This is a genomic window from Pseudogulbenkiania sp. FW507-F1 (genome assembly GCF_058781125.1).
The window spans coordinates 1-6,529 of the sequence record NZ_JBYSWM010000054.1; the positions used below are offsets into that span (position 1 = coordinate 1).

General features: G+C 52.9%; 6 protein-coding genes. 4 read left to right on the plus strand and 2 right to left on the minus strand.

Annotated features, from left to right (window positions below; genetic code table 11):
* The first annotated feature begins 187 nt into the window (after positions 1-187).
* The 4 genes from AC3WG5_RS18985 to AC3WG5_RS19000 all read left to right on the plus strand — a co-directional run bounded on the left by AC3WG5_RS18985 (position 188) and on the right by AC3WG5_RS19000 (position 4,374).
* Complete coding sequence (locus AC3WG5_RS18985; RefSeq protein WP_492570280.1) at positions 188-1,105, plus strand: hypothetical protein; 918 nt, start codon at positions 188-190, stop codon at positions 1,103-1,105.
* A 1,238-nt stretch (positions 1,106-2,343) separates the two neighbouring features.
* Positions 2,344-2,853: a hypothetical protein gene (locus tag AC3WG5_RS18990; protein WP_492570282.1), complete on the plus strand. Its 510-nt coding sequence runs from the start codon at positions 2,344-2,346 to the stop codon at positions 2,851-2,853.
* Positions 2,854-3,014: 161 nt separating this feature from the next.
* Positions 3,015-3,578, plus strand: coding sequence for an HI_0983 family protein (locus AC3WG5_RS18995; protein ID WP_492570284.1), 564 nt, complete (start codon positions 3,015-3,017; stop codon positions 3,576-3,578).
* Between the two features lie 379 nt (positions 3,579-3,957).
* The gene (locus tag AC3WG5_RS19000) at positions 3,958-4,374 is read left to right on the plus strand and encodes a hypothetical protein (RefSeq protein WP_492570286.1); all 417 of its coding nucleotides are present in this window, start codon (positions 3,958-3,960) and stop codon (positions 4,372-4,374) included.
* A 548-nt stretch (positions 4,375-4,922) separates the two neighbouring features.
* On the opposite strand, the gene AC3WG5_RS19005 is transcribed toward AC3WG5_RS19000, so the two are convergent.
* Positions 4,923-5,168: a type II toxin-antitoxin system Phd/YefM family antitoxin gene (locus tag AC3WG5_RS19005; RefSeq protein WP_492570288.1), complete on the minus strand. Its 246-nt coding sequence runs from the start codon at positions 5,166-5,168 to the stop codon at positions 4,923-4,925.
* A 40-nt stretch (positions 5,169-5,208) separates the two neighbouring features.
* Entirely contained in the window at positions 5,209-6,396 is a 1,188-nt protein-coding gene (locus AC3WG5_RS19010) for a tyrosine-type recombinase/integrase (RefSeq protein ID WP_492570290.1), read from the minus strand.
* Positions 6,397-6,529 lie beyond the last annotated feature (133 nt).

The window sequence follows — 6,529 nt, forward strand, 5'->3', positions numbered from 1 at the left end:
GATCCCGCCCGTACCCCATCCTCACAGCCAACCATGGCCCTTGTCGCCGCCATCCCACCCGCAACATATCTGCCAGCTTAACTGGGGTAATTTATTAATACCATAGGCATTACATGATCTACATCAATTATTCTATAGTCATTATGTGGTTCAAATGGAGTTATGTATGACAGGAGGTGGGCAGATCATGGATAGTGGTAATCATCGGATACCTTTTGCTTGGCATTTAAATAATTGGCAGTACAGCGTAAATAGCAAACCTGATCTTGAGGCGAAGGGTGAGAAGGTTTTGCCTAGCGAATATGTGGAAGCAATGTCCAGCTATATTTTCTGCCCGGAATGCACGACTCCACTTGTAAAGGTGCCAAAAAAGAAAGAGAGTTTTTCCAATTCGAGAACCCACCACTATCGTCACAAAAAACAGTTTCGGGAGGTAAAGTGTTCTCTTAGGACTAGCAAACCTCCTGGGCTTAATTATAAAAACGAGGAAGAAGTAAGACGGGCAATTGACAATGAACACTTGGCGATTGTCTCCGGCTGGCTCAGCAACCCTCCAGAGCTAGTCGTCAACGACGAAGAAGCGCTTTTTAATTTGACCGCAATTGAAGATCAAAACGGCCCTGAGACAGATATGCCCATTGGGCGCCATCATGGGGGTGTGGTTAAAGTTCCGAGCAGAATAACTACTGTCCAGGGTATCTGCAGAGACTTCAAGAAAAACCTCAAGAAAGCGTTTTACTTGCCGGGTGGCGCCTATCCTATGTATCTAAAGGACCTGTTAAGGAATGCTGCCTTGATTGGCGGGGAATTGCCGCAAAGCGAAGGCCTATATTTTGGAAGGATTGTTAATTTTCAATCGCTTTCCATGAGAAATAAAATTTCACTTGAAAATCCATTTTACAATAGTATTGACCTTTTTACCGCCCCATCTTTTGATGAGAGGAAATTCATTAATAGGTACAGCATTGGCAGGGTGCTGCTGTTCTCTGCTCGCCCAGCCATTGGCGCGGCAAATATCCCGCGTCCCGCTGTAAAAGGCCTCGTATGGGGGGCATATAGCCTTCTTCCAGCTCAGTACGATAGTTTACTTTTTGATGATGATTAAGTTTTTCAATTTTAATGCAGCACTTTACTGAAGGAGATAGGCATGAATTTACCTGCAACTGGTTGGGCCAATAAGAACGGAACTGCGGATAGAGGTTGCAAGTGTGGGACATGGAAGCAACACTGGGTAAACTTCGCAAAAAAACCTTGGCCAACAACTTGCTCAGTTGATGGTTGTGCCAACTTGGCTACTCTTGGGGCACACGTCTATCATCCCGATGTGGCAGGTGAAAGAATTGTTCCTATGTGTAATTCTTGCAATATGACTACACGAAGTTTCAACCTAAAAGGCAGCATCACGCTACCGAGTGCGAACAAAGCCCTGACCTGTGGCTAACTTTGGCTCGACCAAGGCCGTAATCCGCAGCACCCAGTAGCGCCGCATACCACCCGGCCCCGGACAGGCCGCGTCCACCCGCGCCGTCCGGGCGCCCCAGCGCCACCCTCCGCCGCCCACTCCCCTTGCTCAATCAGTGCTGGCACTGTTGCAAGTACTAGAACTTGCTGTAGACAGAAGCCAAGCTTATTTTTCAAACTGGTGAGGAGGGTAGGTGTCACACTATGTTTCGCCAGGTCATAGCTGGAACTGTCTTTTTTCTACTAGTTGAAGGAGCTGTAGGCTCTCCAAGTGACCGCTGCGAGGATGGGGGGCTCGTTCAGGGGCCATGCCTTACCATTCGAGGGGAAATGAGTGTTTGGAATGGCTGGCCGCCTTATCTGCGCATCGAATCGGGCGGCCGAGTCTACGGTGTAGGGCCAGTTGAGAATGAGATATTCCCCGCTGCATGGACGACTTTCATGCCGACAGCGGTGCGTGGTGATTTTCGTGTTTGTCCACTAGGAACAGAGTCAAATACGCCCTACCTGGTGAAGCCTATTGCGCTCTATTGCATTGAGTCGGCTGTAAACGCAGAGCGACAGTCAGAAGAAGGAGCACGGTGGGTGCCAATCAAGTAACAATGAGTCTCCGCCCCTTTGGCTAATCCAAGGCCGTAGCCCACCCACGCCGGCCAGCGGCCCAGCGTCACCCTCCACCGCGCCCGCCCGATCCCGCCAGCACTCCATCTCCTCAGCCAACCCTGGCACCTATCGCGGCAGATGATTTTTGTTTATGATATACAGATATCCAATGTCATGAAGCTAAGCAGATCAGGGCTAGCAGCCCCGTGCCATTGGTCATAATGCAAAAAAATACGCCAGTAAGGGCGTCTATTTCTAGATATAAGGAAGGGTAGTGGTATGCGTTGGAATTTAGTTGCAGCATCTTTTCTGGTTGTTTCTGTCGGTGCACACGCTGACGAGATGGAAGATTTCATCATAAATACAGTGACTCCAAAATCTTCCGAGTGGAGTGCCACAAAATCTGATCCGCTTGGTCTTGGAGCTTTTGGGATAAAAAAATACGACTGGCGTGCCAATGCGGGAAATGATCGTGTAGTTTTATTCGTTGATCCTGAAGATAAGCTTTCACCAGCTGAGAAGCGTAGTAGTGATGCTCGGGCAGCTTCTGGAAACTGCAAAGACTTTAATAGTAAAACGGATGTGGGTAATGAAAAGACCCCATATCTTGGTTGGTCTTCAGAATGTAGATTGGGTAGTGGAGGGGTATTGTACCTTAGCCACTTTGTCTACACCACAGAAAAAGCTGGTTATAAAATATCAAGAATTTGGCGTGGCCCGAAAAGTGATGAGTCTACTCAGGAGTGGCAAAACACCATTAATAAAATTGTTTCAAGGATAAACCAGTAATCTTACAAATTTAAATGGCGTGGCTAAGGAAGAATTTTCCCCAAGGCACGCCCTTCAGGTGTAGCGGTTTTCCGCACATAAGCCCGCAACCCACAATGGCCCGTAAACCACTTCATAACTTATCCGTTGCGATAGATATAACTTCTCTGAAGAGAGGCTTGATGAAAAACATATTTGCATGTTTGCTGGTTTTGTTTTCATTCTCAACTTATGCGGCAGACGTACATACACTGGAGCTTAAATCTTATGAGTCCTGTGGGAAAGATGACTCTATTTGCTTGCCAGCAGAGAAATACACGTTCGTTTTCGCTGCGGAGGATGGCGGGGTAAGAATAAATGAATATTTAAGGGAGGGCGAAACGGTTGAAAACTGGCGTAGAATGCTTACTGTTCGTTATTACAAAAATGCAAAAGAACTGAAAGACGCTGTTAATCCGTACCTGGATCAAATAAAACCATACAGAGTCGTTCCCGTGGATGCGTTTAAAAACAAAAAATCCGCAAACAAGGCAGATCTTATTTTCACGACAATGCTATTGGATCCCAAAGGGGAGTATACCGAAATTGTTGTGCATAGATTTATTGTTACTGATAAGGACGAAGTGCGCTCCGCAGTCATTTCCGAGAGAGTAAAAGGAATGGATCGCGATGCGTTAAAAGCAGCCTGGGGGAGAAGAGGCGCCTACATGGCCGCATTGGGAACAGTTGACATGGCGATTTATTGATGACTACTCAATAAATCACTCTTGCTACATCTAGTCGTTATTTCAACTCCATAACCCGCAACACCTCACAAGATGCACTCGAAGCGCAACGCAGTGCGCCGCATGCAACCCCGCCCCGGACAGGCCATGTCCACCCGAGCCGTCCGGGCGTCCTGCGCGTCACCCTCCGTTAAGTCGCCCCATACCCAACCCCGCCGCGCCTCCCGATCCAGCCGCACACCATCGCTTCGGCCAACCCAGGCCCCCTGTCGCCGCTGACGGGCTTTGTCTATGGTTAACGTACCTTTCCTGCTGAGCAGGGGAGCCCTATAACGCAAAAGAATTCGACATCCAAGGCGGTCACTTTAAGTTGGCCGTCACTAAACGCTCATGCTTCCCCATGAAACCGCAACTCTGCAAACTGGTGTACCTTGTCTCGGCCTTCTCATCATTGATGCTGACGCCGCCGGCTTCCGCGCAGCTATCCGCAGTAGGAATTCAACGGCGCGAGCAGTTGCTAAGCGCACTCCGTCCCGCGTGCGAGCGCATGGTTTTTCAAATTACGACCCATCGAGAGATCACGCTTGCTCTGTCCGCCCGCCCCATCCAGACGTCGGATGTCTGCAATTGTTCTGAGGAAAAAATCTCGTCAGACCCTCGCTTGGAAAAGTTTTGGCCCCTTTCCGAAAGAGACATGAAGGAGCCAATCGAATCCGAACAAGTTAAGTCGTACATCACGGGCCGCATGATCACATCGGTTCTGCAATGCCTTTCACAAGAGTTCGACACCTCGCTTGGAAAGGCTCCACTGCCCTAAGCTGAGCCCCCACTGGGGCACTCGAAGCGACACGCAGTGAGCCGCATGCAACCCAGCCCCGGACAGGCCATCCCTACCCGAGCCGTCCGGGCGTCCCCGCGCCATCCGCCACAGCACCGCCCGATCCCACCAGTACCTCATCCCAACGGCCAACCCTGGCCCCTGTCGCCGCTGACGGGTTTTGTCTATGGTTAACGTACGCATCACCGCACGAGCAAAGGTGAGTCTCGGTCCGGTTGCTGCCTGTAGCTGGGGCGTAAAAACCTGAGCAACCGGCTTTAACTGCCAAACCAAAGGAGCATCAAAATGGCTAGAGGTAGTGGTGGCGGTTCCAGCGGAGGCAAAGGCGGGCCCAGTGGCGGGGGAGGTGGCAGTGGTCGAGGCCCTTCGAGCCACCCAGGCCCAGGTGGAAACTGGCCAAGTACGACGGGGAATCCGTCCGGTAGCGGCAGGGGTAATGCGCCGCCTTCCGGTTCAAAACGGTGAAACCCAAACCATACAAATCCAACACAGTGGCCCGAGTAGATGAGGGCCACTGATCTTTTGCGCTAGTCGAGTTCCAAATTCACTGAAATCGATGGCTCGTTCTGGCGCTGACGAATCAGCTCTGCGTCTTCCAGATCCTCGACATAATCCATCAGTTGCTCATAGTGCCTTGCTGATAGCAGGTAGGCTTCCGGCCGGTTATGGTTGATTACGGCCACCGGGGCATCCCCTGCTTCGCGGAGAACGCCGGCAAAGTCACGTTTAAGTTCGGTGACACTGACGGTCATGTCGGCGAGTATCAGGTCCATGAAGACACTCCTGCGAGGATGAGCGGCGTGGTGGCGAAGCTTACGCCTTTTTGTCACGTTGAAGGTCGAGGTAATCGGCCCAGGCCTGGAGCATCTCCCGGCGTTCCTTGAGGTAGCCGGCATGGTTGTAGGCGGCTTTGACCTTGTTCCGCTCCAGGTGCGCGAGCTGGCGCTCGATGATGTCGGAGTTCCAGCCTTGTTCGTGCAGGATGGTGGAGGCCGTTGCACGGAATCCGTGACCGGTTGCCCGGCCTTTGTACCCCAGTATCTCGATCACGCGCAGGATGGTGGTGTTGGTCATCCCGGTATCGTGATTGCGCACGTTCGGGAAAACCCATCGACGCCGGCCTGTCAGCGGCTCCAACTCGCGCATGATCGCCACGGCCTGCTTTGGGAGCGGCACGATGTGGGGATCGCGCATCTTCATCTTCTCGGGCGGTATGCGCCACTCGGCGGCGTCCAGATCGAACTCGGCCCATTCCGCCAGGCGCAGCTCCTGGGTGCGTACCAGGGTGAGCATCTGCAGGTTGACGGCAAGGCGCGTGAGGCCGAATCCTTTATAGGCGTTGAGCGCTTTCAGAAAGCCGGGCAGTTCGTCGGCCGAGAGGTGGGCGTTGTGACGTGTCGGCGGCATTCTCAGGGCGCCGCGCAGGGGGTAGGTGGGGTCGCTGTCGGCGCGCAGCGTGGCGATCGCATGCCGGAAGATGCTGCCGGCCCACTGTCGCACCAGCCTGGCGATGCTCGGCGCGCCGCGCTCGTCGATCTTGCGGATGGCAGCGAGTAGCTGGGCCGAGGTGACTTCGCGGATGGGGAGTTCGCCGTACTCGTCGAGCAGATCGCGCTGCAGGTGCTTTTCAACCTGCTTCCGGTACGTTTCCGACCAGTGCGGCCAGTTGACCACCTTCCATTCCTCGGCCACCACAGCGAGCGTCGAGGCGGTTTCCTTCTGGGAGCGCAGCTTGTCCAGCTTCTTCTCGGCCGTGGGGTTTTTCCCTTCCTTGACCAGCGCCCGTACGCGCTCGCGTTCGGCGCGGGCTTCGGCCAGCGACACGTCGGGGTATTCGCCGATGGTGTAGATCCCGTCCTTGGTCGGCGATGTCCAGTAGCGGTAGCGCCAGAACTTGGCGCCGGTCGGCCTTATCTCGAGGTACAGCCCCTTGCCGTCCTGGAGCTTATACGGCTTGTCGAGTGGCTTGCTGGTACGGATTTTGACGTCGGAAAGCGGCACAGGATAAACCGGATAAGATGTTTCTGTTATCCGGTAATTTATCCGGTTTTTTATCGGATTGCCATGGTGTAGAACGGAGAATTGCGGAGGGAAATTACTGGAAATGCTTGATTTTCAAGGGCTGCAGGGAGGG